1 protein-coding gene is annotated in these 815 nt (G+C 63.1%); it reads right to left on the bottom strand.

Annotated features, from left to right (window positions below):
* The coding region (locus ACF8O8_RS18315; RefSeq protein WP_392510193.1) for a T6SS effector BTH_I2691 family protein at positions 1 to 815 on the bottom strand (815 nt) is incomplete at both ends.

Genomic DNA, 815 nt, shown 5'->3' with positions numbered 1-815 from the left:
ACTTTCTCGGCCGTGACTTCGCGCTTGACGATCTGCTCGGCCACCATCTGCGGGTAGAGCTTTTCGATTTCCAGAAACGACTGCGCGACCAGCAGCTTGCGCTCGTTGTCGACCCCGGGCTCCACAGTTCGCGCCAGCCACTGGGTTTTCACATCCTCGACAGCGGCGTTGCGCCAGGCGTTGAGCTCCTGGGTGATCCCGATGGCGTCTTCGATGACGATGGCGGCGCCACGGGGTTTGCTGTGGTTCACCAGCGGTGCCAGCGCTTGGCGTGATGCGTGCGGCGAGACGATCTGGTCGTTGTTGAACGGCTGCAGGTCCAGTAGCGCCTGCAGGTCTGCATCGTCCTGGGCCTTGAAGTCGGCCACCCAGCTCAGTTGGTCATGCTTGAGGACGTGGGGCTGTGGCGGGGCGTCGGAAGGCTGGATGAAGCGGGCGATATCGATTGTGGGCAGGCTGCTGCGGTATTCGTCGTCGAGCAGGCGGTAGTTGTCGAGCATGCGCGGGGTCAGCGGGGAAGGGCTGAACAATGGACGCAGCTCCTGGATGTCATCCAGGTCGTAGAGGGTGATGGTCCAGCCGAAACCGCGAAGGATCTCATCCAGATTGCCGGCGCTGGGGGCAGTCTCCCAGGGGGCGTCGCTGCTGATGTACAGCAGCGAGCCATTGGGCGCCACGCGGTACTGGCTGTGCCATTCGTAGGCCGGTGCGCTATGGCGCTTGATCAGCAGGTAGAGAAAGCCCTCGCGCAAAGGGCGGATGGCGTAGCTGGAATGGGTCAGCTCGCCGACATCCTGGAACGGGCTTAGATAGCC

This window comes from Pseudomonas sp. TYF_14 (assembly GCF_043105275.1).
Taxonomy (GTDB): domain Bacteria; phylum Pseudomonadota; class Gammaproteobacteria; order Pseudomonadales; family Pseudomonadaceae; genus Aquipseudomonas; species Aquipseudomonas alloputida.
Note: the sequence above shows the minus strand (reverse complement) of the source record. Positions and strands in the feature narration are given on the sequence as shown.